The 23,709-nt window shown below is 61.3% G+C and carries 28 protein-coding genes and 3 tRNA genes; 11 read left to right on the top strand and 20 right to left on the bottom strand.

The features are described from left to right. The first annotated feature begins 199 nt into the window (after nt 1–199). Nucleotides 200–1,087: a DMT family transporter gene (locus tag O7A61_RS02500; protein WP_337128239.1), complete on the top strand. Its 888-nt coding sequence runs from the start codon at nt 200–202 to the stop codon at nt 1,085–1,087. 110 nt (nt 1,088–1,197) lie between these two features. Here O7A61_RS02500 and O7A61_RS02495 read toward each other — a convergent pair whose 3' ends face one another. Continuing rightward, nucleotides 1,198–1,455, bottom strand: a complete 258-nt coding sequence (locus O7A61_RS02495; protein WP_015318000.1) for a GlsB/YeaQ/YmgE family stress response membrane protein — start codon at nt 1,453–1,455, stop codon at nt 1,198–1,200. 130 nt (nt 1,456–1,585) lie between these two features. Here O7A61_RS02495 and O7A61_RS02490 point away from each other — a divergent pair, with 130 nt between their 5' ends. Beyond that, nucleotides 1,586–2,050, top strand: a complete 465-nt coding sequence (locus tag O7A61_RS02490) for a YidB family protein (RefSeq protein ID WP_337128238.1) — start codon at nt 1,586–1,588, stop codon at nt 2,048–2,050. Nucleotides 2,051–2,128: 78 nt separating this feature from the next. Here O7A61_RS02490 and O7A61_RS02485 read toward each other — a convergent pair. After that, nucleotides 2,129–2,202, bottom strand: a tRNA-Gly gene (locus tag O7A61_RS02485). Nucleotides 2,203–2,376: 174 nt separating this feature from the next. Between O7A61_RS02485 and O7A61_RS02480 the strand changes: the two genes are divergently transcribed. Beyond that, entirely contained in the window at nt 2,377–3,012 is a 636-nt protein-coding gene (locus tag O7A61_RS02480; protein WP_337128237.1) for a LysE family translocator, read from the top strand. 104 nt (nt 3,013–3,116) lie between these two features. After that, nucleotides 3,117–3,500 carry a GNAT family N-acetyltransferase gene (locus tag O7A61_RS02475; RefSeq protein WP_337128236.1) on the top strand — a complete coding sequence of 128 codons (384 nt, stop codon included), beginning with the start codon at nt 3,117–3,119 and terminating at the stop codon, nt 3,498–3,500. A gap of 113 nt (nt 3,501–3,613) precedes the next feature. On the opposite strand, the gene O7A61_RS02470 is transcribed toward O7A61_RS02475, so the two are convergent. From O7A61_RS02470 to O7A61_RS02460, 3 genes are read right to left on the bottom strand one after another with little or no spacing between them, the layout of a single operon-like run. Continuing rightward, nucleotides 3,614–5,893, bottom strand: a complete 2,280-nt coding sequence (locus tag O7A61_RS02470) for a xanthine dehydrogenase family protein molybdopterin-binding subunit (protein WP_337128235.1) — start codon at nt 5,891–5,893, stop codon at nt 3,614–3,616. A gap of 3 nt (nt 5,894–5,896) precedes the next feature. After that, nucleotides 5,897–6,919, bottom strand: coding sequence for an FAD binding domain-containing protein (locus O7A61_RS02465; protein WP_337128234.1), 1,023 nt, complete (start codon nt 6,917–6,919; stop codon nt 5,897–5,899). 1 nt (nt 6,920) lies between these two features. Beyond that, a complete protein-coding gene (locus O7A61_RS02460; protein WP_337128273.1) occupies nt 6,921–7,538 on the bottom strand; it encodes a (2Fe-2S)-binding protein in 618 nt (205 codons plus the stop codon). 165 nt (nt 7,539–7,703) lie between these two features. Between O7A61_RS02460 and O7A61_RS02455 the strand changes: the two genes are divergently transcribed. The 3 genes from O7A61_RS02455 to O7A61_RS02445 are packed head-to-tail and all read left to right on the top strand — an operon-like array spanning nt 7,704 to nt 10,797. After that, nucleotides 7,704–7,886, top strand: coding sequence for a hypothetical protein (locus O7A61_RS02455; RefSeq protein ID WP_140711497.1), 183 nt, complete (start codon nt 7,704–7,706; stop codon nt 7,884–7,886). Nucleotides 7,887–7,912: 26 nt separating this feature from the next. After that, the gene (locus tag O7A61_RS02450) at nt 7,913–9,199 is read left to right on the top strand and encodes an HlyD family secretion protein (RefSeq protein ID WP_337128233.1); all 1,287 of its coding nucleotides are present in this window, start codon (nt 7,913–7,915) and stop codon (nt 9,197–9,199) included. Next, nucleotides 9,196–10,797 carry a DHA2 family efflux MFS transporter permease subunit gene (locus O7A61_RS02445; protein WP_337128232.1) on the top strand — a complete coding sequence of 534 codons (1,602 nt, stop codon included), beginning with the start codon at nt 9,196–9,198 and terminating at the stop codon, nt 10,795–10,797. The genes O7A61_RS02450 and O7A61_RS02445 overlap by 4 nt, the downstream gene beginning before the upstream one ends. A gap of 98 nt (nt 10,798–10,895) precedes the next feature. Here O7A61_RS02445 and O7A61_RS02440 read toward each other — a convergent pair whose 3' ends face one another. The 8 genes from O7A61_RS02440 to O7A61_RS02405 all read right to left on the bottom strand — a co-directional run bounded on the left by O7A61_RS02440 (nt 10,896) and on the right by O7A61_RS02405 (nt 15,109). Further along, nucleotides 10,896–11,504, bottom strand: coding sequence for a cysteine hydrolase family protein (locus tag O7A61_RS02440; protein WP_337128231.1), 609 nt, complete (start codon nt 11,502–11,504; stop codon nt 10,896–10,898). A gap of 11 nt (nt 11,505–11,515) precedes the next feature. Continuing rightward, entirely contained in the window at nt 11,516–11,926 is a 411-nt protein-coding gene (locus O7A61_RS02435; RefSeq protein ID WP_337128230.1) for a DUF427 domain-containing protein, read from the bottom strand. 127 nt (nt 11,927–12,053) lie between these two features. Then, a complete protein-coding gene (locus tag O7A61_RS02430; RefSeq protein ID WP_337128229.1) occupies nt 12,054–12,950 on the bottom strand; it encodes an alpha/beta fold hydrolase in 897 nt (298 codons plus the stop codon). After that, the gene (locus O7A61_RS02425) at nt 12,947–13,132 is read right to left on the bottom strand and encodes a hypothetical protein (RefSeq protein ID WP_337128228.1); all 186 of its coding nucleotides are present in this window, start codon (nt 13,130–13,132) and stop codon (nt 12,947–12,949) included. Before O7A61_RS02425 ends, O7A61_RS02430 begins: the two co-directional genes overlap by 4 nt. 77 nt (nt 13,133–13,209) lie before the next feature. Then, nucleotides 13,210–13,704 carry a DUF1772 domain-containing protein gene (locus O7A61_RS02420; RefSeq protein ID WP_337128227.1) on the bottom strand — a complete coding sequence of 165 codons (495 nt, stop codon included), beginning with the start codon at nt 13,702–13,704 and terminating at the stop codon, nt 13,210–13,212. Nucleotides 13,705–13,909: 205 nt separating this feature from the next. After that, entirely contained in the window at nt 13,910–14,341 is a 432-nt protein-coding gene (locus O7A61_RS02415; RefSeq protein ID WP_140711492.1) for a hypothetical protein, read from the bottom strand. A gap of 242 nt (nt 14,342–14,583) precedes the next feature. Beyond that, entirely contained in the window at nt 14,584–14,784 is a 201-nt protein-coding gene (locus O7A61_RS02410) for a hypothetical protein (protein WP_337107181.1), read from the bottom strand. 240 nt (nt 14,785–15,024) lie between these two features. Next, nucleotides 15,025–15,109 (bottom strand) — tRNA-Tyr (locus O7A61_RS02405). 199 nt (nt 15,110–15,308) lie between these two features. Here O7A61_RS02405 and O7A61_RS02400 point away from each other — a divergent pair. Then, nucleotides 15,309–16,157 (top strand): TrmH family RNA methyltransferase, encoded by an 849-nt coding sequence (locus tag O7A61_RS02400; RefSeq protein ID WP_337128226.1) that lies wholly within the window; start codon nt 15,309–15,311, stop codon nt 16,155–16,157. A 120-nt stretch (nt 16,158–16,277) separates the two neighbouring features. On the opposite strand, the gene O7A61_RS02395 is transcribed toward O7A61_RS02400, so the two are convergent. The 3 genes from O7A61_RS02395 to gcl form a co-directional block, all read right to left on the bottom strand. Continuing rightward, a complete protein-coding gene (locus O7A61_RS02395) occupies nt 16,278–17,195 on the bottom strand; it encodes a 2-hydroxy-3-oxopropionate reductase (protein WP_337128225.1) in 918 nt (305 codons plus the stop codon). A gap of 50 nt (nt 17,196–17,245) precedes the next feature. Next, nucleotides 17,246–18,043, bottom strand: a complete 798-nt coding sequence (gene otnI / locus O7A61_RS02390) for a 2-oxo-tetronate isomerase (RefSeq protein WP_337128224.1) — start codon at nt 18,041–18,043, stop codon at nt 17,246–17,248. Nucleotides 18,044–18,114: 71 nt separating this feature from the next. Then, nucleotides 18,115–19,896, bottom strand: coding sequence for a glyoxylate carboligase (gene gcl / locus O7A61_RS02385; RefSeq protein WP_337128223.1), 1,782 nt, complete (start codon nt 19,894–19,896; stop codon nt 18,115–18,117). A gap of 207 nt (nt 19,897–20,103) precedes the next feature. Between gcl and bhcR the strand changes: the two genes are divergently transcribed. Together bhcR and O7A61_RS02375 are read left to right on the top strand one after the other, a co-directional pair. Then, the gene (gene bhcR / locus O7A61_RS02380) at nt 20,104–20,925 is read left to right on the top strand and encodes an HTH-type transcriptional regulator BhcR (protein ID WP_337128222.1); all 822 of its coding nucleotides are present in this window, start codon (nt 20,104–20,106) and stop codon (nt 20,923–20,925) included. Nucleotides 20,926–21,032: 107 nt separating this feature from the next. Then, nucleotides 21,033–21,458: a hypothetical protein gene (locus tag O7A61_RS02375; RefSeq protein ID WP_337128221.1), complete on the top strand. Its 426-nt coding sequence runs from the start codon at nt 21,033–21,035 to the stop codon at nt 21,456–21,458. A gap of 71 nt (nt 21,459–21,529) precedes the next feature. On the opposite strand, the gene O7A61_RS02370 is transcribed toward O7A61_RS02375, so the two are convergent. From O7A61_RS02370 to O7A61_RS02360, 3 genes are all read right to left on the bottom strand, one after another. Next, nucleotides 21,530–21,835 carry a BA14K family protein gene (locus tag O7A61_RS02370; RefSeq protein WP_337128220.1) on the bottom strand — a complete coding sequence of 102 codons (306 nt, stop codon included), beginning with the start codon at nt 21,833–21,835 and terminating at the stop codon, nt 21,530–21,532. A 299-nt stretch (nt 21,836–22,134) separates the two neighbouring features. Further along, nucleotides 22,135–22,356, bottom strand: a complete 222-nt coding sequence (locus O7A61_RS02365; RefSeq protein WP_337128219.1) for a hypothetical protein — start codon at nt 22,354–22,356, stop codon at nt 22,135–22,137. 159 nt (nt 22,357–22,515) lie between these two features. Beyond that, nucleotides 22,516–22,683, bottom strand: a complete 168-nt coding sequence (locus tag O7A61_RS02360) for a hypothetical protein (RefSeq protein ID WP_127279640.1) — start codon at nt 22,681–22,683, stop codon at nt 22,516–22,518. Nucleotides 22,684–22,839: 156 nt separating this feature from the next. Between O7A61_RS02360 and O7A61_RS02355 the strand changes: the two genes are divergently transcribed. Continuing rightward, nucleotides 22,840–22,915: transfer RNA gene (locus O7A61_RS02355), tRNA-Thr, on the top strand. Between the two features lie 38 nt (nt 22,916–22,953). Here O7A61_RS02355 and O7A61_RS02350 read toward each other — a convergent pair. Next, the coding region (locus O7A61_RS02350; RefSeq protein WP_337128218.1) for an integrase core domain-containing protein at nt 22,954–23,709 on the bottom strand (756 nt) is incomplete at its 5' end.

The following is a 23,709-nucleotide window of genomic DNA, read 5'->3' as shown; positions in this document are numbered from 1 at the left end:
CGCCATCTCACTCGGCCAGAACCCATGATCCGATTTCGGGGATATGGCGCTGATATAGGGACCCGCCGTTGAAAAGGGAATGGGCGAAGGTCCGACGGAAAATCGGAGGATTCCGCAGGCCTGCGTGTCTGTCGCTGTCGGATCTGCCGGCGGCCCATGGCCCATTGCGGCGGCGATCCGGGTCTGATTTCCTGCGCCGATGCAATTCATCCCGACTGCCATTCGCGGCCCGCTGTTCATGATCGTCTCGACCGGGTCATATCTGGTCAACGACACGATGATGAAGCTCGCCACTACGGGCTTGCCGTCCTACGAAGTGCTGTTCCTGCGTGGTGCCGCGGCAACGCTGTGGGGCCTTCCGCTGCTGTTTGCGCTCGGCTACGGCAAGCAGATCCCCCTGATCTTCGACAAGCGCGTGCTGCGCAGGAACCTGCTCGAACTGGCGGCGATCCTCTGTTACGTCGTCGCGCTCGCCAACATGCAGATCGCCGATTCCACCGCGCTGGGGCAGATCACGCCGCTGCTGATGCTGGTCGGATCCTCGATCCTGTTTGGCGAGCGCATCGGCGGCCAGCGCATGGCGCTGATCGGGCTGGGCTTCATCGGCGCGCTGATGGTGGCGCAACCGACCATGCAAGGCATTTCGGTCTACGCCTTGCTGGCCCTCGGCAACGCGACATTCGCCGCCGCCCGCGATCTGGCCGGCCGCAAGATCACCGCCGAAGTGCCAGGAATGATCGTGGCGATCTCGGCGGTCGTCGTGGTCCTGATCGGCGCCGGCGCCGCGCATCTGGTTTCCGAGCGCTGGGTAGCGCCGGAGGCGCACCACCTGCTGCTGATGGCGGGAGCCGGTTTCTTCCTGATCTTCGGCCACTTCTTCATCTTCATGGCCTATCGCGTCGGGCCGACCGGAGCGGTAGCGCCTTTCTACTACTGCTTCACGGTCTGGGCCGTCATTTCGGGCCTGCTGGTGTTCGGGCAATTCCCCAATGCACTGGCGGTCTGCGGCATCCTGCTGGTCGTCTGCAGTGGGTTGACCATCGTGTCGCTGGACCAGCGCAAGCGCCGGCTGGCCGTGGTCGCCTGATCCGCGGCGGCACACCGGCATTGTAGGTTCCAACACCGTCAGTGCAGGCAGCACCAACGGCGGATTATCGCAATTCAGGATTCGGCAGAGCTGGTAATCTGCCGACACGTCTAGATGGTGCGCTTGCCCGCGAACTGATGGTAGGCCCACAACACCACGACGGCGCCCACGACCGCGACGATCAGGCTGTAGATGTTGAGGCCGGTGACGCCCGAAGCACCGAAGGCACTGAAGATCAGGCCCCCTACGATGGCACCGACAATGCCGAGCACGATATCCATGATCATGCCCTGACCCGTCTTGTTGACGATCTTGCTGCCGATGAAGCCAGCGATGACGCCGAGAATGATCCAGCTGATGATACCCATTTTTTCCTCTCCATTCCTCCGCCAACCGGACATTTTCATATGAATGTCAAAACCACAAGCCAGGTTGAAATTCCGCCCGATTGCGTCATTGTTGAAGATGGGCCGGGCTTGGCTAGATGGAGGATCCACTATGGGACTTTTTGACAACGCCGTTCCCGGCGGCAACATCACCAAACCGCTGATGATCGCGCTCGGTGCCCTGCTGGTCGGAAAGATGCTGAGCGGCAGAAGTGCCGAACAGCCGGAGCAGCCTCAAGCTCCCGCGCCGGCCGATCCCACACCCGTCGGAACCACGTCCGGTGACGGCGGCCTGCTCGGCGGACTGGGCGGCCTGCTCGACAAGCTCAAGAACGCCGGCCATGGCAATGTCGCCGACTCCTGGGTCGGCACAGGGCAGAACCAGTCGATCAACGCCAATGAGCTGGGCAACGCGATCGGACCGCAGGTCATTCGCGAGATCGCCCAACGGACAGGGCTCGACGAGCAGGAATTGCTCAAGCAACTATCCGCGGCCCTACCCGGCATCGTCGACAAGCTGACGCCGAACGGCCAGATGCCGCAACAGCACCAGGTCGCGTCAGCGTTCAACAGCTAGCGCGGCGCACACCGATGCCTGAAGCGCTGCGCGCTTGCCGCGCAGTGTTTCGGCTTGCCGACGGTGTCGCTGGAAACCTGGAGCGGGTAGCGGGAATCGAACCCGCACCAAGAGCTTGGAAGGCTCATGTGATACCATTTCACCATACCCGCGCACGCATGCCCTAGCTATTCGACAAGGTTCCGAAGGTCAAGGAGCCTCTCGCGACCCAGCCGAAATTGCAGGCCAGGCTCGACCTCATTGTCCGATCAACATCTCATGCAAAAGCATGGGAAGCAGAGCCCGAAGGTTGAAAAGTAAGCCAGATTCAAGGCGGAGGAACGAGAATGGATACCCATCTCTGGTTTGCCTTTGTCGGTACCGTGATCCTGTTGCAGATGCCACCTGGCCCCGACAGCATGCTTGTGATGGCCCGTGGCATCGGGCAAGGGCGTGGCACGGCGCTGTTTACGGTCGTGGGAATGACATTGGGCGCTGGGTTGGTACAATTGCCTCTAATCGCCCTGGGTGTCTCCTCGCTGTTGCGTGCATCGCCACTGGCGTTCGATGCGCTCCGCTGGGCCGGAGCAGCCTATCTGGTCTGGCTGGGCATACGTTTACTGTCCGGGACGAAGGAGGACCTGGAGGTCGATCAGATCAGGCGCGTGGGGCCGCTCGCCGCGATGCGCGAAGGCATGGTCGCCAATCTCATAAATCCCTGGCCCATGACCTTCATGATCGCCTTTCTGCCTCAGTTCGTCGATCCGACCCGCGGCTCGGTCTGGCTGCAGATGCTGTTGCTTGGCGCGACCCAGAAACTGACTGGCGTACTGGTTCTGGGAACCTATGCAGTCGCATCCGGCACACTGGGTGAATGGATCATGCGGCGGCCGGGCATCAGGCTTTGGCAGCAACGGATAGCCGGCTGCTGCATCGTCGGTCTTGGCGTCCGGATGGCCGTCGGAGGTGGGGCCGGTAAATAGTTCGGACCTTTCAAGAGAGACCAGGATCCGATCCGACACCGGTCTCGAGGCTGCGGCCACGGAACACCAAATGCCAGACGTCCATGTTCAGCTGGTCAGGGGGAATGGGCGCCAAGGCGGAGGCGGGCGCCGCCCTCTATCGCTACAATGTGGCCAAAACCGGCGTTGACGACCGCGTGCCGATCGGCGCCGTATTGCGCGACACCTCGGGAAACGTCCTTGGCGGCCTGTGGGGCAGGACCGAACTCGGCTTGCTGTTCCTCGACATGTTCTTCGTGCCTGAAAGCATTCGGGGCAGATCACATGGCAGCCGCCTGCTCTCTGCCGTGGAAGCGGAAGCGAGGAAGCGCGGTTGCCAACGTGCGGTGGTCGAGACCAGCAGCTTCCAGGCGCCTGGCTTCTATGTTCGTCACGGCTACGAGGAATTTGGCAGGGTTGAGTTTGGCCTTCACGACGCTGCCCGCATCTTCCTGCGCAAAACCCTCTGATGCTGGCGCAAGAGGCCGCGATACCCCTGATCGGCAGGCATGGTCGCGCGCTTGAAAAGCCGCGGATCTTTGAGCCTACGCGTCAGTCACCCCCCTGTCGCGACCTGTGATCGTCAGCTTATCAAATCGTCTATCCTGATCGGCAAGTCTCGAATGCGCTTGCCCGTGGCATGGTACACGGCGCTCGCCACGGCCGCCGCGGTCCCGACATTGCCGAGCTCCCCCAAGCCTTTGACGCCGGCCGGATTGACGTCCAGGTCGACCTCGGGAACGAGGATGACGTCGACTTGTTTGATGTCGGCGTTGACCGGCACCAGGTAGTCCTGCAGGTCACGATTGACGTAGCGGGCGTTGCGCCGGTCGATTTCCGTCGCCTCGTGAAGGGCTTGGCCGATACCCCAGATCATGCCGCCCATCAGTTGGCTGCGCGCGGTGCGCGTGTTCATGATGCGTCCCGCCGCAAAGGCACCGACCACGCGCGGTACCCGGATTTCGCGTGTGTAGCTGTTGACGCGCACTTCGACGAATTCAGCGCCAAAGGCATATTTCACGGAGTCCTTGTCCTGATCGCCGCCGTGGAACTCCGCTTGCCCGGCATAGAGCTTCTTCAGTGCTTCCGGCGTCGAACCCTTCGGCGCAAACTCGGCGTATTCCTCTATCGCGCCGATCTGCATCGCCTTGAAGACATCCGACAGCTTGGCGGATTTGCCGCCGCTTGCCACGATCTTCTCCTGCTCCATCTCCAGCTTGGCATTGCCGGAACCGGCCAGCGGCCCGTCTCCAGCGACGGCTGCCGCGAAAAGTTTGGCACGCACCGCGTCGCAGGCCTTCAGAACCGCCGAGCAGACGCTCGCTGTCGAAATCGAGCCGCCCGAGACCGGCGCCGGCGGCAGGGCGCTGTCGCCCATCTCGACGCTGATCTTGTCCATCCCTATCCCCAGACGTTCGGCGGCCATCTGCCCGGCGATGGTGCGCACACCAGTGCCGATCTCATGCGAGCCGCACTGAACGCGAACTTGTCCATCGGCGGTCAGGCGAACACGGGCCGCGCATGGCGCGCTTGCCGTGGGATAGATTGCGGTCGCGCACCCCATGCCGACCAGCCAGTCGCCCTCCCGCATCGATCCGACCGCCGCATTACGCTTCGACCAGCCGAAGGCCTCCGCAGCCTGGTCGTAGCATTTGACCAGCGACCGGCTGGAGAATGGCTTGCCGCCGATAGGCTCTCTTTCAGGCTCGTTGATGCGCCGAAACTCGACGGGATCCATGCCGAGCGCCACAGCCATTTCGTCCATGGCGTTCTCAAGCGCGTAGACGTAGGGCGTCTCCGGCGGTGAGCGCATGTAGCCCGGTGTGTTGCGGTCGGCATGGACGACCGAAACATGAGTGAGCACCGAACCGTAATTGTACATGCGGCCGGTGGCGGACGTGCCGCCGACGACATAAGGGTCAGGGCGTGACGTCACCTCCCAGCCCTCATGTCCGAACGCCGTGATGCGGCCGTCCTTGCTGGCGCCTATGCGGATTCGATGCCTGGTCTCGGCGCGATAGGTCTGGGTGTTGAAGGCCTGCATGCGGCTGACGACGCAGCGTACCGGCCGCCCAACACGACGCGCGGCAACCGCGACAATTGCCGTGCGAGCCGTCATCGGTCCCTTGGAACCGAAGGCGCCCCCGACATAAGGGCTGACAATCCGCACATTGGCAGGATCGATCTTCAACTGCCGGGCAAGTTCGATTTTCCAGCCGGTGACATTCTGGCTTGGCTCGTGGACGGTGAGTTGATCGCCTTGCCACATCGCCGTGGTCGAGAACAGTTCGATCGGATTGTGATGCTGGGTCGGTGTGGAGTATTTTTGGTCGATCTTGACGGCAGCGGATGCATAGGCAGCGTCGAAGTCGCCTGCTTTGACATCCTCCTGCAACATCGGGCTTTTGCCGGCCGCCGGTTCCACTTTCACGCCTTTGGAATCGAAGCTGGCGCTGGGCGGTTCGTCTTCGTAGTCGGCGCGGATCAACATCGACGCTTCCTCCGCCGCCTCGAATGTCTCGGCAACGACCAGAGCGATGATCTGGCCGTCGTGGAAAATCGTCTTGTCATGCAGGGGTGCGATAGAACTCGCACCGGTGTTGCCAAATTTCGGAGTGTCCGTCTGATCCATGTCGCCATAGGTGATGATGTCCAGCACTCCGGGCACGGCCCTGGCGTCATCGGTATGGAGTTTGGAAACCTTGCCCCGAGCGATGCTGCTGGTGGCAAGAGCGCCATAAGCGACATTGGCCGTGGTGATGTCGGCCGGATAGCTGGCTTGTCCGGTAACCTTCAGCCTGCCGTCGATGCGGACAACCGGTTGGCCCTGGTTTTCTTTTGGAACTGGCGCGGCTTGATTCATGGCTCAGACCTTCATGTCACGGGTTTCGAGCAGCGCTCGCACCAGCGTGCGCTTTCCCAGCGGTATCTTGAATGCGTTGTGTTCTCGTGGCCTGGCATCGGCGAATGCGGCTTCGGCCGCAGCTGCCGCGGTCTTGTCGTCGAGGGCATTGCCGCGCAGCGCATCCTCCGCCGCCCTCGCGCGCCACGGCACCGTCGCGACGCCGCCGAGCGCGATGCGCGCTTGCCCGACCGTGTTTCCATCCATCTCCAGCGCAACCGCCGCCGAAGCCAGCGCGAATGCGTAGGATTCGCGGTCGCGTATCTTCAGGTAGCGCGAGCGACGGCTCCATGCGCCAAGCGGAACATCGATGGCGACGATGACTTCATCGGCGGCCAGATCCGTCTCGATGTTGGGCGTGTCGCCGGGAAGCCGGTGCAGCCCGGCGAACGGGATCTTGCGCTGGCCACGCCGCCCTTCCACTTCAACGACCGCGCCAAGCGCAATCAGCGCCTGCGCGAAATCACCGTGATAGGTAGCGATGCAGGCATCGCTGACGCCGAGCACGGCATGTTGGCGGTTTACCCCTTCCATCGCCGCACAGCCGGAGCCGGGCTCCCGCTTGTTGCACGGCCAGGAGGTTTCGCGAAAATACTCGCATCGCGTTCGCTGCAGGATATTGCCGGCGAGGCTGGCCATATTGCGAAGCTGGCCGCTGGCGGCGAATTTCAGACTGTCGGCAAGGAGCGGGCAGCGGCGCCTGACTTCATTGTTGTCGGCTGCCTCACCCATGCGAACCAGCGCACCGAAACGGATGGTGTCGTCGTCGGTTTTGATCTGACGCAAAGCAGGCTCGGCAAGCTCGTTAAGGTCGAGCAACCGCTCCGGCTGCGCGACACCCAGCTTCATGTAGTCGGCCAGATTGGTGCCGCCGGCGATGAACTGGGTGTTGGCCTGTGTTGGCGCAACATGCCTGGCCTCAAGATGAGACGCCATGGCGATCGCCGCCGAGACGCTCGTTGGTCTTTCATAGAGGAAGGGACGCATCCTAGGCTCTCCTGATCTCGTCGCGTGCCTGGATGATCGCCGCAACGATGTTCGGATAGGCCGCGCACCGGCACAGATTGCCGCTCATATATTCGCGGATGTCATCCTCCGAACCGGCATGGCCTTCATCGATGCAACCGATGGCGGACATAATTTGGCCCGGCGTGCAGTAGCCACATTGAAAGGCGTCATGATCGACGAACGCCTGCTGTACCGGGTGCAGTTCGCCGTCGGCCGAAGCCAGGCCTTCGACAGTCGTGACCTCGAGTCCCTGGTTCATGACGGCGAAGCTCAGGCAGGATAGCACCCGCTTCCCATCGACAAGAACGGTGCAGGCGCCGCACTGGCCGTGGTCGCAACCCTTCTTGGTACCGGTCAGGCCAACATGATCACGCAGGGCGTCAAGCAGGCTCGTGCGATTGTCGAGTGCTAGGGTGTAGGCCTGCTTGTTGATCCGAAGCGAGATCGTCGACAGGTCGCGCGGTCCGACCGCTCTGGCGGGCGATGGCTCGACGGCTCTTGCCGAGGTGGCCATGAGAGGCACTGCGGCCGCCGCCGTAACAGAACCCGTCATGAAGGTGCGTCTGCTCAGGCCGCTGCGATTTGTGGAATTGGACATGGCTGGCTTTCCGGCTGGCTGGAGTCTCAAGCGGACCAAACTGCTCGTGGGAGGCAAAGTTCCCTCCTCACACCGCTGTGATCGTTTCTCTTGCTGGACGGCCGTGCGGAACTTAAGCCGCAAGGCCGTGGTTGTCCTCGACAGGTTTCCAGGAAGGAGGCGATCATGAGCAATGATCCGAGCGATCGGCGCAGCGATCGAAATGGTGACGAAGGCCCTGTCTTTTCGGCTGAACAGGCGCGGCAAGGTGAGATCATCCTGCGCACCCGCACACGCCGGATCATCTTCATCGCAGGACTGGTCGGCATCGTGATCCTCATCGCGGTGATCAGATTTGCCGTCCGTTGAGTGGCTTTGGAGCTGATCCCCGACCAATGCCGCCCAGCCTGTTCGTCAGGAACTTTTGTGAAGAGCTGTCGTTTAGTCGGTCGTTAAAGCGGTCGGCGCCATCCGTGAAAGTTCTCCCCGTGGACGCAAAAACCGAGACTGAAGAACCAGACAGAATCAGGAATGCGCGCGGCGCTTCGAGCAAGGCCGGACCGGATGCGTCGCCAAAACGCATGGGCGATGTGGCGGAGCCTATCGCTCCGGAGCGCGAGACGCGGAACAAGGAGGCGGTTGAACAAAAGCCCAGCCTCCTAGGTTTTCCCCGGCGGCATCCTTACGCGTCCGTTGCAATTCTGATCGTGCTGCTGCTGGCTGCGGTGGGGCTGGTCATGTGGTGGCTGAATGCCCGCCAGTATGAATCGACCGACGACGCTTTTATCGACGCCCGCACGATAACGGTCAGCGCCGAGATATCAGGACGGATCACTGACCTTGCCGTGACCGACAACCAGCCGGTCAAGGCGGGCGACGTCCTGTTGCGCATCGATGACAGCGACTATCGGGCCAGCCTCAAGCAGGCCGATGCCGGGGTGGCCTCGGCGCAGGCCGACATTGTCGACGTAGGGGCTCAGATCGCAGCTCAAAACGCAAAGATCGATGAAGCGCAGAAGCAGATGGCGCAAGCGCAGGCCGCCCTCGATTTCGCCAAAGCCGAGGACCAGCGGAACCGTGAACTTCTTGCCAAGGGCACAGCCACCCAACAGCAGGCGCAGCAGGCCGCTTCCACGCTGCGCCAGGACCAGGCTGCTCTCGACAGCGCCCAAGCCAATGTGGCTGCCGCCAAGAGCCAGGTCGCTGTTTTGCAGGCGCAGGCCAAGAGCGCCGAAGCCAAGCTCGATCAGGCCAAGGCCAGCCAGAACCAGGCGAGTACGATGCTGTCCCGCACAACCGTCACCGCACCGGTCTCCGGGCGGGCAACCAGCATTTCGGTCGCCAACGGCACCTATGCCCAGCCAGGCCAGGTTCTGATGATGTTTGTTCCCGACGAAGTCTGGGTGAAGGCCAACTTCAAGGAGACACAGCTCGATCTGATGCGGCCGGGACAGCCGGTCGACATTGACATCGACGCCTATCCGGAAAGATCTTTTCATGGCCGCGTCGACAGCATCCAGGCGGGTAGCGGCACCGCCTTCAGCCTGCTGCCGGCCGAAAACGCCACTGGCAACTTCGTCAAGGTGGTGCAGCGCGTGCCGGTGAAGATCGTCTTCGACAAAGCGCCCGGCGTGCTGCTGGGGCCGGGCCTGTCGGTGGTGCCGACGGTCAAGGTGCGATGACTGGCGAAATCTCCAGCGACCAAAGCGAAAGCCGGTCCGCCGCCGGCGGGCGCAACCCGTGGCTGATCGCCATCGTCGTCTCCATCGCCACCTTCATGCTGGTGCTGGATACCTCGATCGCCAACGTGGCCCTGCGCAACATCGCCGGCAGCCTGGCTGCCGGGATGGACGAGAGCACCTGGGTGATCACTACCTATCTGGTCGCGAATTCCGTAATCATCCCGGTCAGCGGCTGGTTGGCCAGCGTGATCGGGCGGAAGCGCTACTACATGCTTTGCGTGGCAACGTTCACCATCGCATCCCTGTTGTGCGGCCTCGCGCCCAATCTGGAAATGCTTATTTTCTTCAGGATCCTGCAGGGTCTCGGCGGCGGCGGCATGGCGCCGAGCGAACAGTCCATACTTGCCGATACCTTTCCGCCGGAGAAGCGTTCCCAGGCTTTTGCCCTTTATGGCGTCGCCGTCATCGTCGCACCGACAGTCGGGCCGACCCTCGGCGGCTGGCTGACCGACCATTTCTCCTGGCACTGGATATTCTTCATCAACGTGCCGTTCGGCATCATGTCGCTTGCCTTGGTGCAGTGGCTGCTTGTCGAGCCGGAGGTGATCGAGCGCGAACGTCAGGAGCGGCTGAAGGGCGGCCTCAGAATAGATTGGGTCGGGTTCATCCTGGTCGCCACCGCTCTTGGCTGCCTGGAAATCTTCCTCGATGAGGGTCAGCGCAACGACTGGTTCGCATCGGGTTTCATCGCGACTTTTGCCGTGATTTCGGCGATCTCGTTCCTGCTGCTCATCCCATGGGAGTTCCGTCACCGCGATCCGATCGTCGATATTCGCCTGCTATTCTCCCGCCAGTTCGGCACGTCGTTCCTGGTGATGATGGCGGTCGGCGCCGTTTTGTTCAGCACCACGCAGTTGATGCCGCAGCTGCAACAGACCGCCTTCGACTATACGGCCACCCTGTCGGGCCTTTCCATGATGCCCGGCGGCATCGCCATGCTGATCCTGATGCCGATTTCCGGATTTGCCGCCGGATTGGTGCAGCCCAAATATCTGATTGTGATGGGCATGTCCGTTGTCGTGGTCGCCTTGTGGCACATGACGTCGCTCACCCCGGATGCAAGCTTCCGCTTCTTTGCCTTCGCGCGCATCTTCCTGATGATCGGCCTGCCGTTCCTGTTCATTCCCATTTCGACGGCGGCCTATGTCGGCCTCGCGCCGCAGAAGACCAACCAGGCGTCGGCGCTGATCAACGTCGCCCGCAACATCGGCGGGAGCATCGGCGTGTCATTGTCGAACACCGTGATCGCGCAAAACGCGCAGCTGCATCAATCGAACCTTGTCAGCCATACCGCGCAATCGTCGTCGGCCTATCAGCAGTTGCTGCGTCAGGTGACGGATCACTTTGTCGCCCAGGGCTCGAACATGCTTGAGGCCAAGCAGCAAGCCGTCGGCTGGCTCGGGCAGTTGATCGCGCGCCAGGCCTCGCTGCTCGCCTACATCGACGTTTTTCGCTACTGCGCCATCGCGACGGCACTGTTTGTTCCCCTCGCCTTGCTGCTGCGGTCTCCAAAACCCGACAAGCGCCAGCCGAAATAACCGCGCCCCGCCGACCTATTCCAAAACTTCTGCCGCCTGCGTTTTCTCGGCACTTATTGCAAGTCGCCGGCATTGAATGTGGCGAATGACCGGCAACGTCAGATCCAGTTCGAGAGAACCGTCTCCATCTCGACGGTCTCCACCTGCTGTGCGAACCGTTGGTGATAAACGGTCAGCAGCGCGTCATGCGTTGCGTCGGAAGAACTGCACAGCGCGTCCGTAACGAGAACCACGCGATAGCCGAAATCGATCGCTCCGAGCACCGTGGCCAGAACGCACACGTCTGTTTCGCCGCCGGTGATGACCAGCGTATCGATGTCGCGTTCGTTCAGAAAAGCCCGGAGGTGACCTTCGAACCAAGGCGAGTATATGTGCTTGTCGATGATGGCCGCTGGCGGGCAGTAAGCGGCTAATGCCGGCAACAGGCCGACCATTTCGGGACCAACATTTTCGATCGCCATCGAGGCCCAGCGCTCATAATAACGCTTCCATGTACCAACGCCCTGCCCCGGCTTTTGCGCGGGCAGGAAGCGCGTGAAGACGGTCTGTGGCGCTCGTCTTTCGACCAACCTTTCGATATGAGGAAGGACACGGGTGATCCAGGGGGTCGCCCACTGCGACGGCTCGGCAAACAGCTTTTGCATATCGACACAGACATGCATGCACCGATGCCCCAACGGACCATATGCCAAGCCCGGCATCGACATCGAAGATAGTCCTATTCCATGACATGCGGGGTGTGCCGTTTGTCCTCCAAAGGGTCGACATCGATGCGCGCCTTTTGCGGATCGAAGGTGCCATGACCTGCGATGGCCCGCGCTGCCGTATCGGGCGTCTCGTATGCCCACATGAAGTCGTCGGCCGAGCTACCGACGGCATGGACCCGCCAATAGCTCGCGGTTCCCTTGAGCGGTGAGCTGCTTGTGGTGTTGGTCTTTTCGAAAAGCTCGAAATAGATGTCCTCGAAAGGGATAAAGAACGTCGGCTCCTGTCCCTCTTCCCTGACTAGCTTCGCGTGCTCCGTGGCTGCGACCACAGCATCGGAAAATCGCACGGTCACCGTTCCGGCAAACGGCTCTATCGTCAGTGGGCCAAAGTCGTGTTCTGACATTGCGACTGAAGTTTGCATCCGAATTCTCCCTGGCTATCGATTGATCGTCAGATTGCGTTTCGATCCATCAATGAAAACGAAATGCGCGGCGATGGATCAGGTTCCAGCTTGTGCGGTGAGGCCAATGGACCGCCGAGCCAAGCGATTATCGGCTACCGAAACTGTCGAGAAAGCTCGCCAACAGCCGCGAAACCTCGTGTGGAGCCTCACGTGTCGGGAAGTGCCCGACTGCGTCCAGGACCACTCGTTTGTAGGGCGCCGTGAAATGCTCCTCCAGTCCTTCCGACGATGGGGTCAGTACAACACGGTCGTCGCCACCATGAAGCGTCAAGGTCGGCACCGTGATGATCTTGACCGATGTTTGCCGGCGGGCCAGCTCCGCGTAGCACGGATCGGGCTCCGCCTCACCCCAGCGAACCCGATAGGAATGCAACGTCACGTCCGGCCAATCCGGGTTGTCGAAGGATGCAGCCACTTCATCGAAAATTGTGTCGTCGAACCAGCCCAACGGGCTCCAGCTGTCCCATTGGAATCTGGCAAATTCCTTGCGGTTCTTTCGCACGAACTCGGCGCCGCGCGCTGTTGCCATGAACCATTGATACCAAAACGCCTTCGCCTGTTCAGGCGCCGGCGTTGCCGGTTTGCCGGGTTGCCAGCCAAGCGATAGCGCAGCGCAGCAACTGATGCGATCGGGAAAGATCGAGGCCAGGAGGTAGGCGATCCGTGCGCCCCAGTCGTGACCGACGATCGCAAAGCGGCTGACGCCAAGCGCATCGGCAAAGTCCAGCACGTCCTGCGCCATTGCGGCAATTTCGCCGGATCGCATGGTTTCTTTCGACAGGAACGACGTCTGTCCAAAACCTCGCAGCCACGGCGAAAACGTCCGAAAGCCGGCCTCGTGAAGGACCGGCGAAATGCGCGCGTAAGTGGTCGCGTCGTCTGGCCAACCATGCAGCAGGACGACCGGCGGACCGTCTTGCGGGCCACCATCGAGATAGGCGATGCGCAGCAGTGGCGTATCGCAAAATGAGACAGGGTTCATTTGCTCTCCGGCGCCGTAACCGGCTGGTCGCCGCCAGTCGTCGACATGGGTCTGGCATCCTGGTCAACCTGCGGATTCTTGTTGACGGCGTCGGTGTTGGCTTTCGTCGGTTCGGTGCTGTCATCACAGGCACCGAGCGCGAGGGCAGCAGCCAACACCAGAAGCGACAAGGATTTCTTCATCGAAACCTCCTCTGGCTGATGTTCGACAACGAGGCTCCGCGAATTTGGTTGCCGGCTTGCCGCCGGGCGCCCGCCGATCAGCCATCCGCAAAAAGCGTTGCCGCAACGGCGATTGAGGTCAGGCTCGATATTGCAAGGCATGCTCTGATGACGTGCGACATCTCCCAGATATTCCGGAAATCTCTCCAATCACCATCTTGCTTCCGAGCAAACATGGAGAAAAACGCCACGCCCGATCTCGGCATCGCGACGTCCCGCACCCAGAAATTATTGACGGGATGTGTGACCAACCAATAGGTCGCGTGTTGCGCCGCCAGGAAGAATAGCGACGCGAGCGTCCACCAGAAACGAGTACTTGCAGAAGGCGTCGAATAGAGCAGGATGGCGAGCGCGAGGATGCCTCCGATTTCGGCAAAACCGCCGATCGTGAAGCCGGGATAGTAGATCGTCTGCACTGCCTTGTAGGTCGCCTCTTTCAGGCGCATTTTGCCCGGTAGCTCTAACGCATGTGCAAGCGAGAGCGCTGTTGCGATTGCAACCAGCAGGAGCGTGAAAACCATCAAGACGCGCATGCTCTTACTCTTTAACCGTGCCCTTTCGCAATCGGCATAGGGAGACGATTAGCCGCCGCCGTAGCCGGCAAAACGCAGGGAAGTCATCGTGCAGCCGTTCGGCTATGCCACGAGCACAGGGACTGATCGACAAGACGGGTCAGGTGGGGTCGCACCGCGCGCGGTTGCGAACAGGAGACGATCCTCACCTAAGCCGCCCGGCGCGTCAGAACATGATCCTTTGCCTCAACCAGGTAAGAAACCTGTTGCCGCCAATTGTCGCGCGGACCCGAGCCGCAGCCCACCGCGCTTTCATGGTAGCGCCTACGTGACAATCGCAAACGATGTCATGCAGTTGCCAGTCGTTCAGTTCGAAGAAGCGCTTGGCCTCGCCATAGGTGTCATCCCTTAGACCCGACGCGCGCAGCATAGGGTCTTCGAAGGCAACAGTTATTGCCGACCCTTCGCCGCGTGCCATGGCGCGTGCTTCCGGATGCATGTGTTCGGTGCCTGTAAACGCGCCAAGGCATCGCTCGGGATTCTGATCGAGAAGTTCAGCCCATCGCGCGATGCGCTCATCTCGCGTCATTTCCGTATGTGGCGCCGAGGGTTCAATCCTGGCGACGGCCTGCAGTTGATCGAGTGTCTGGTGTTTCATGGTCAGCTCCTGTCGTGGAGGGAGAAGTGCCCACGCCTTCAAGGGAATTATCGCGCGGCGGTGCTTCGACAAGGGCGCAAAACCGGAGAATTCGGCCCCCACCAAAATGCGGCTGGCCGGATCATAAACGCGCTGACAGCGTTCACCGAATGGAGGGCCTGTCCATAAGCTCTGCCGACAGAGGAGCGGTCCCATGGCGACCCAGCCCCCCGCAGCAATCCGGAGGTTGCGTTCATCGCATCCTACTTCTTGATAATGTTGCCGTCGCGCAGGTCGAATGCCTCGGCGTCGCGAGCCTGGCGGTAGAAATCGTCCTGTAATTCACCCCATTCGCCGAGAAAAGCACCGCAATTGCTGCAATAAATTGGCGTCGACTCCGTGGCGTTGTCTGGAATGTCCATCTGGATCGTCCCGCAAGCCTTGCAATCGAGTTTGTCGTCCAATTTGCGTGCCATTTTCCAATGATCGCGCATTTTCACACAGGAGCCAATTGTCGATTTCGTACAGAGCGGTGCCTGCGATCACCCTCTGCCCCATTCTGATCCGGTCCAGATGCGTATCAAGCGATGGCATGTTTCCGTGCGAGCGGCTCAGACGGCAAGCTGACGTGCCGCATTCACCTAAAAAGTGCCATGCACTTTTCGGTCCGATGTTTTCGCATTTCAGGGCTTCCGGGCCGGCAGTGGTGGAGAGGGTTGGATTCGAACCAACGTAAGCTAAGCTAACGGATTTACAGTCCGTCCCCTTTAACCACTCGGGCACCTCTCCAATCTGCCGCCGGAGCCATGCAACGAGGCATTCGCGCCAATTTCGGACCCGAGTTGTGTCTTCTCCGAAACCAGCGAAGCGCCTTATGGCGGCAAGGCCAGTGGGTGTCAACCGCGCAGGAAGGGTTTTTCGATGTTGTTCGCCGGCTGCGGCGACAGGGCATATCCTTGGCGGGAGGAGACGGCTATAGAAGCCGGCCATGAGCAACAATTCCAATACCCCGAAAGACACCCACTACGCGAAGCTGCGCCGCGCCTTTCGCGACGAGAAAAGCGGCGGCGCGCCGGCGTTCAAGCCCCGGCAACCAGTGCCACCAGGCGAAAACGCGGCCGACGGGCTGGTGCGGCTCTACGGCCTGCATACGGTGCGTGCGGCACTCGACAATCCGCGCCGCCGGATCAAGAAAATGCTGGTGACGCGCAATGCGGCCGAGCGCCTTGAGATAGCCGATCTCGCCGCCTTGCCCTTCAAGGCGGAACTAGTCGAACCCAGGGACATCGACAAGCTTACCGGCTCGGACGCCGTGCATCAGGGCGTACTGATCGAGGCGGAGCCGCTGAAGCCCAAGCGCCTCGACGCACTCGGCGACACCAGGCTGGTGCTGGTGCTCGACCAGGTCACCGATCCGCACAATGTCGGCGCCATCCTGCGTTCGGCGGTGGCTTTCGGCGCCGGCGCGTTGATTACCACGGCCCGCCATAGTCCGCAGGAATCCGGCGTGCTGGCAAAATCCGCCTCCGGCGCGCTGGAGCATATCGATCAGATCGAGGTCAAGAACCTCGCCGATGCGCTGGGCCAGTTGCACGAGGCCGGCTTCCAGACCATCGGGCTTGATTCGGACGGGCCGGCGGAACTCGAAATCAGCTTTGCCGGAGACCGGATAGCACTGGTGCTCGGCGCCGAAGGCAAGGGCCTGCGCCAGAAGACGCGCGAGACCGTGACGACGTTGGCCCGCCTCGACATGCCCGGCGCTATCCGCTCGCTCAACGTGTCGAATGCAGCGGCGGTCAGCCTTTATGCGGCGCGGGCATTTCTGAAGCGCGGCTGACTGGGAGCGGCAAGCCTCTCGCCAGGAATCAAAACGGGTTCCGGCGACGCTTGCCGGAGCCCGTTCCTGGGTTAGGACAAAAGGTGACGGCTTGGGAACGTTATGCCGCCCTCTCCCGACCTATGCCGCTTTGCCTTTCACTTCGGCTGGCTCGCCACCGACCTCGAAATTCGCCATCCGCTCCAGTGCCCTCACAAGCGCGGAATGATCTTCCTTCGCGCCGCCATTGGCCGCACAGGAATTGAACAGCTGCTGGGTGGTCGAGGTGTTGGGCAGTGACACACCGAGCGCCTTCGCACCCTCCAGTGCCAGGTTGAGATCCTTCTGGTGCAGTTCGATGCGGAAACCCGGAGCGAAGGTGCGCTTGACCATGCGCTCGCCATGCACTTCGAGGATGCGTGACGCTGCCAGCCCGCCCATCAGCGCCTGCCTGACCTTGGCCGGATCGGCGCCGGCTTTCGATGCAAAAACAAGTGCTTCGGCGACTGCTTCAATGGTCAACGCGACGACGATCTGGTTGGCGACCTTGGTGATCTGGCCGACACCGTTCGGCCCGACCAAGGTGATGTTCTTGCCCATCTTTTCGAAAACCGGTTTCGCACGCTCGAAGGCGTTTTCGTCGCCGCCGACCATGATGGTGAGGGATGCCGCCTTGGCGCCGACCTCACCGCCCGAAACCGGCGCATCGAGATAGGCACAACCGAGATCGTTAATCCTTTTTGCGAATTCCTTTGTCTCGATCGGCGAGATCGAACTCATGTCGATGACGAGTTTGCCCTTGGTCAGGCCGGACGCGACGCCGTTCTGGCCGAACAGCACCTCGGCCACCTGTGGGGTATCCGGCACCATGGTGATGATGATCTCGGCGGCCTTGGCCACGGCGGCATGGCCGGTAACCGTCTTCAGGCCCTTGGCAATGAGATCGGCCGGCGGCTTGGAGCGGTGGTCGCTGGCGATGACGCTGTAGCCGGCGTCGAGCAGATGCCCCGCCATAGGCGCGCCCATGATGCCGAGGCCGATGAAGCCGATGATTTCCATTGTTTCTCTCCGTCTCTGTCAGGGCAGCGTGCCGTGGCGCAAAATTCCCGCTACGCCGCCGCGCTTCCCCGCCCGGTCAGTTCCCTGAACCACCCCAGTCCGGCTTCCGTCCCCGCCTTCGGCTTGTATTCCGCCCCCACCCAGCCGGAATAACCAATCCGATCGATATGGTCGTAGAGGAAAGGATAGTTGATCTCGCCCGTCCCCGGCTCGTGACGGCCGGGATTGTCCGCAAGCTGGATATGCGCGATGCGGCCGAGGTTTGCCTCGATTTTACGGGCGAGATCCCCCTCCATGATCTGCATGTGATAGATGTCGTATTGCAGGTACAGGTTCTTCGAGCCAACGCGGTCGATCAGGGCCAGCGCCTGGTCGGAATAGTTCAGGAAGAAGCCGGGAATATCGCGCGTGTTGATTGGTTCGATCAGCAGCTTGATGCCGGCCTGCTCCAGCTTCTCCGCCGCGAAGGCGAGATTTTCGGCAAAGACATTTCCAAGCGTATCCCGTGCAATGCCCTGCGGCGCGATGCCGGCGAGGCAGTTGACCTGCCCGCAGCCAAGCGCCTGCGCATAAGTGATCGCCTTGGCAATGCCCTGGCGGAATTCCGGCACGCGATCCGGCAGCACGGCGATGCCGCGCTCGCCCTTGGCCCAGTCGCCCGCCGGCAGGTTGAACAGCACTTGCGTCAGGCCGTTCTTCTTCAATCTCGCGGCCACCACATCGGGCGCGTGATCATAAGGGCCGATATATTCGACACCCTTGAAGCCGGCGCGGGCGGCGGCATCGAAACGGTCGAGGAAATCATGCTCGCCAAAGAGCATCGACAGATTGGCTGAAAAACGCGGCATTCTCTTTCTCCCTGGAGCATCGGACCCAAAAGTGGAAACCGGTTTTGGGATAATCCGATGCTCAAACAAAATTAGTCGAGCATCACGATCGCGGTCGGCGCGTCTTCCTGACGTTCGGCAAGGTCCTCGAATTCGGTGATCTTGTCGATCTCGGTCCCCATCGAGATGTTGGTGACCCGTTCGAGAATGAATTCGAGCACGACCGGAACCTGGTGTTCCTTAATCAACCGCTCCGCTTGCTTGAAGGCGCCGGCGAATTCCTCCGGCTTGCGCACCCTGACCGCCTTGCAGCCCATCGCCTCGGCGACGGCGATATGGTCGACGCCGTAGCCCGCCTCGGGATCGCCGGTACGGTTGATGTTCTCGAAGGCGAGACTGACCTCATAATCCATCGAGAAGCCGCGCTGGGCCTGGCGGATCAGGCCGAGATAGGCATTGTTCACGACGACGTGGATGTAGGGCAGCCTGTGCTGCGCGCCGACCGCCAGTTCCTCGATCATGAACTGGAAATCATAGTCGCCCGACAGCGCAACTATGGTGCGGTCTGGATCGGCGGCGCGCACGCCAAGTGCTGCCGGCAAGGTCCAACCGAGCGGACCGGCCTGGCCGCAATTGATCCAGTTGCGCGGCTTGTAGACATGCAGGAACTGCGCCCCGGCAATCTGCGACAGGCCGATGGTGGTGACATAGGTAACGTCACGGCCGAACGCCTTGTTCATCTCCTCGTAGACACGCTGCGGCTTCAGCGGCACCTGGTCGAAATGCGTCTTGCGCTTCATCGTCTTCTTGCGGCCCTGGCATTCCTTGGCCCAGCCTGACCAGTCGCGCAGCCTGCCCGCCGTCTTCCACTCGGTGGCGATGTCGAGCAGCATCTTCAGCGCCGCGCCTGCATCGGAGACGACGCCGAGATCAGGCGCGAAGACACGGCCTATTTGAGTGGGCTCGATGTCGACATGGATGAACTTTTTTCCCTTTGTATAAACATCGACCGAGCCGGTGTGGCGATTGGCCCAGCGGTTGCCGATGCCGAAGACGAAATCGGCCTCCAGCATCGTCGCATTGCCGTAGCGGTGCGAGGTCTGCAGCCCGCACATACCGGCCATCAGCCGGTGGTCGTCGGGGATCGCGCCCCAGCCCATCAGCGTCGGGATCACCGGAACGCCCGTGATCTCGGCAAATTCGATCAGCAGGTCGGAGGCGTCGGCATTGATGATGCCGCCGCCGGCGACGATCAGCGGCTTCTCGGCCGCGTTGAGCATTGCCAGCGCCTTTTCGGCCTGGGCGCGTGTCATCGCCGGCTTGAATGGCGCCAGCGGCTCATAGGCATCGATGTCGAACTCGATCTCGGCTAACTGGACGTCGACCGGCAGGTCGATCAGCACCGGACCCGGCCGCGACGAGCGCATCAGATGGAACGCCTTCTGCAGCGCCATCGGCACCAGATAGGGCTCCATGACCGTCACCGCCCATTTGGCGACGGGCGCGGCGATGGCGGCGATGTCGACAGCCTGGAAATCCTCCTTGTTCAGCCGCGCGCGCGGCGCCTGTCCGGTGATGCACAGGATCGGAACGGAATCGGCCCCGGCCGAATAGAGCCCGGTGATCATGTCGGTGCCGGCCGGCCCCGAAGTGCCGATACAGAGACCGATATTGCCTGCCTTGGCGCGGGTATAGCCTTCGGCCATATGCGAGGCGCCTTCGACGTGGCGGGCAAGGACATGGCGGATGCTGCCCCTCGCCTTCATGGCCGAGTACAGCGGATTGATCGCCGCGCCCGGCACGCCGAAGGCGCAGGAAATGCCTTCCTTTTCGAGAACGAGAACAGCGGCATCGACAGCGCGCATCCTGGCCATTTCCAGCCTCCACGAGATGATTGTTGGATGGCTAAGGATGTCACCGGGCGGGCGATTTTTCAATTTTTTCAGAATATTTTTTCATTTCGAGGAAATGGCGGCTATGAATTGATTTTATTGACTTTTATCTTTTCCAGGATTTGTGATCGGGAATTCCTGAAAAACTTTTTCATTGCTTCTCGGGGGAAACGGCCGAGAATGCCGACTATGGAAACGAACGAAAAACGTCAGCGCGGGCGCCCGCGCTCCTTCAATGGTCCGGCCGAAGCTGCCTCGGTGCAGTCGCTCGACCGTGCCTTGCGCATTCTGGCCATTGTCGCGGAAGGGAGCGGCTTGTCGCTCAGTGAGATATCGGCGCAAAGCGGGCTCGCCGCCTCCACCGCCTACCGCATGCTGACAACGCTCGAAAACCACGGCATGGTCGAGTTCGACACGTCAGACCAGCTCTGGTCGATCGGTGTCGAGACCTATCGCATGGGCGCGGCGTTCCTGCGCCGTCGCAAGCTGGTCGACCGGGCCCGCATCGTCATGCAGGAACTGATGGAGAAGACCGGCGAGACCGCCAATCTCGGCGTCGCCGAGGACGACTGCGTGGTCTTCGTCAGCCAGGTCGAGACGCACCAGGCGATCCGCGCCTTCTTCCGGCCGGGCACGCGCAGTCCCTTCCATGCCTCGGGCATCGGCAAGGCGGTGCTGGCGCATCTCGAACCGGAGCGCGTCGGAGCCATCCTGCGCAAGGCGGGCCTGCAGCGCTATACGGACAAGACCCTTTCCGACATCTCCGCCCTCGCCCATGATCTGGCGGCCACCAAGCATCGCGGCTGGTCGGTCGACGACGAGGAGCGCCACCCCGGCATGCGTTGTGTCGCCGCCGCCATTTTCAACGAGTATGGCGAACCGATCGGCGGCGTTTCCGTTTCCGGACCGACGGTACGGGTCACGCCCGACCGACTGGCCGAGATCGGCCCGCTTGTGCGCGACGCGGCGATCCAGGTGACCAAGATGATAGGCGGCGTGGCGGTCAGGTGATCACCAAGCGAATGGCAAGGTGTTTGGAGCCGCATGTCCGACATGGCGCGCGCTGAATAAAATTGGCCGTCTTGCCGTGGCGCCCGAATGCATGCGACAGGGCGCGAATGAGGACAATAGTTCAGCTTCTGCTTGCCGCTTCGCTTTGCGGATGCGTGGCGACGACGCCACGACCCGATACCGGCGGCCAGCGGGTCAATCCCATCCCGATCTCACTAGCGCTGGAAGAGATCATCACGACCGGTGTCCGCCAGCGCCTGCTGGATTCGGCCTCCGCCAGGTTCGGGACCATGCTCGCCGGCGAGCGAACGCTGGATGGCCGCCAGGAGATCGTGGTCTGCGGCACCGTGAACGCCAAGACCTCGCCTGGCGATGGCGGCGACAAGCCATTCATCGCCAAAGTCTATCCGCAAGCCGCAAGCAGCTTTGAACTGGTCGCGATGGGCGACGATACGGAGGCTGCCCGGCTTCAAATTGGCGGCTCCTGCCGCGCGGCCGGTTTACCGATCCTCGACCCGAAGACGCACCTCTAGGAAGACGATCTTCAAACGACGAAGAGGGGCTGCCTCGCAACCCCTCTTTCCTGTCGTTGGTCCGCCTCCCCTCAGAGCCGGCAGTAGTGGCTGTAGCCGTCATGGCCGATATAGGTATCGGAATCCGGGTCGTAGCTCGCGTAACGCTCGAAGCAGCGGCGGACGTGCCAGGAACCGCCATCTTCGTCGACGTAGACCGTACGCGGTTGCTGCTGGGCAAGCAGGCTGCCGAGGACGAAACCGCCGACGCCGGCTGCGATGCCGATGCCGAGGTCGTGGTGATGCGAGTGAGCCGCCGATGGCTGGACGGTGCCGACCAAAGCGGTGGCGACGACGGTGGTGGCGATGAGGCCGGAAACGAATGTGCGCTTGAACATGATGATCTCCTTGCTTCGTTGACCGAGGCGATCCATCCGCCTCTTGATCATCTGTCGCCGCGGCATCGAAAAAGGTTCGACGGGGTTTTGATTTTTTTTCGAAGAAGCTGGGATACGCTGCCTGAAGGCGCGGCGGCCCCGCCGGCGTTGATCATACAGATTCCGGCGCTTGAGGCATCTCTTGCGCCCAATCGGGTCATCGTCCGTGGCGGCGACAGGAAGCGCCGTATCAATGCGAAAGGGCGGCCGAAGCCGCCCTTTCCTGGACTGGTTTCTTCAATAACGCCGTCAGGCTGCGCTCAGTAGACGATGATGTGGTGATGATGATGGTGGTGGTGATGATGGCCATAGACCCACCAGTAATCCGGGTAGTCCGGGTAATCCTGGTAGGAGAGGTAGTCGTCGAAAGGACGATGATGGTGATGCATGCCATGAGCCGACGAAGACTGGACGGTGCCGGCGAGCGCGCCGGTTGCAACGACGATGGCGACGAGGCCGGAAACGAAACTGCGCTTAAGCATAGTGATCTCCTGGATCCTTTGATCGAGGCGACCATTCGCCTCCGAGGATCAGTCGGCGCGGGCCGGCAAAAGGTTCGACAGATCCGGAGATTTTTTGAAACACGGTGTAGTGAGCAGGCGGTACCGGTTCGAGCCATGACCACTTTACTCACCACGAGCTCAGCCCATGCCGGTGATATGGCGAAGCCAGAAGGCAAGCGCGATAAAACCGATGATCGTGGTGACGCCCGTCCAGTCGACATTGGCCTTCTTCACATCGCTGATGAGCTTCACCAGCAGCATCCACGCCACGACGACGATAGGGAGAATGATGACAAGCCTTATCATGCGACACTCCAATCCGAAGCGATTGCACCCTCATCCTCATGTAGGAAGCGCGTTTGCGGATTTCAGCACGGGCCATGGCATCATCCACCACGGCTGACGCCCAAAAACGGAGTTTTGTCTTTACTGGCGCAACAAATATGCTAACCGGGGCGCCGTGCCCTTGTAGCTCAGCTGGTAGAGCAGCGGTTTTGTAAACCGAAGGTCGGCGGTTCGATTCCGTCCGGGGGCACCACCATTCGCTCGGTCCGTTCTGGACACATAGGTTACGGTTTATACCGGAGACATGGGTAACACTTTTGGCCCGAACGGGTTTTGGAGTGGTTCGAGCCTGCATGTCTCATCGTCGAAATATCCCAAATCGTAGTCCATGAAGCTAGCCAACCAGATGTGATCCTCGACCTTTTTGATGCCGAGGGTCTGGCCGGCAAAGACGAGGCTGAGATTGATCTTCTTGCTGTTATAGCAGATGCGGCCGCAGGTGGTGACGGTGACGGCCTTGTCGTGAAACGGATAATCGAGATCGGGCAGGCCGGCATAGGGCCGCGTTGAGGGTGCGTAACGCTCTGCCGGGCAGTCCATGCCGAGCGCCTGGTGGGGGCGTTCTGAGTTGAACTCGTCGATGAAGTCATCGAACCTGGCCTGCTGCTGAAGAAAATTGGCGCCGGCCGGTTTGGTGGTTTCCTTCTTCAAGGTGAGGTGCATGCGTTCATGGCGCCCGTTCTGCTGCGGACAGCCCGGCTTGATGCGCTCGATGTCGATGCCCAGGCGCAGCCACCAGACCGACAGCTTGCTGAGATTGAACAGCGCATTGGGACTTGCGAAGGGAACGCCATTGTCGGTCCTGATCGCGCTGGGCAGGCCGAACTCCTTGAAGACGCTCTCGAACACGGTGAAGGCACAGGCTTCCTTCGTGGTCGAGAGCGCCTCGCAGGCGATGAGATAGCGGCTGGCGAAGTCGGTGATGGTCAGCGGATAGCAATAGCGCCGGTCGGCGAGCATGAACTCGCCCTTGTAATCGGCACACCA

Origin of the sequence: Mesorhizobium sp. Cs1321R2N1, assembly GCF_037179725.1 — a bacterium.
GTDB lineage: Bacteria > Pseudomonadota > Alphaproteobacteria > Rhizobiales > Rhizobiaceae > Mesorhizobium > Mesorhizobium salmacidum.
Note: the sequence above shows the minus strand (reverse complement) of the source record. Positions and strands in the feature narration are given on the sequence as shown.